The sequence below is a fragment of the Shewanella sp. 10N.286.52.B9 genome, from assembly GCF_002873635.1.
Classification (GTDB): Bacteria; Pseudomonadota; Gammaproteobacteria; order Enterobacterales; family Shewanellaceae; genus Shewanella.
Window position 1 is genome coordinate 26680 of record NZ_MCTY01000171.1, and the last position, 407, is coordinate 27086.

Consider the following 407-nt stretch of genomic DNA (forward strand, 5'->3'; position numbering starts at 1 on the left):
GATAATTGGAATGGCCAAGTACCGGTTATTACCTACACAACCAATACTAGTGACACTGCAACACTGACACTCGAAGTGACTCCAATAAATGATTCTCCTATCGCCGTTGATGATGTTATTAATGCACAAGAAGATACCCTATTCACCTCAACTGTTGACTTAGATGCCAATGATACCGATGTCGATGGTGATAACCTTTCTGTGATTGCTGGCACCTTCACCACAGTACAAGGCGGCACTATCATCATCGCTGCTGATGGCAGTTACACCTATATGCCACCGGCTGACCTTAATGGCGTAGACAGCTACGTGTATACCGTCACTGACGGCACTGACACTGACACCGCTACATTAACCATTAATGTAGGCGCTCAAAATGATGCCCCTGACTTAGTGGCTGATGTTGA

1 protein-coding gene is annotated in these 407 nt (G+C 45.7%); it reads left to right on the forward strand.

Translation table 11 applies throughout. From position 1 onward, the window contains the following. On the forward strand, positions 1-407 hold a 407-nt coding region (locus BCU91_RS11390), incomplete at both ends, for an Ig-like domain-containing protein (protein ID WP_198590462.1).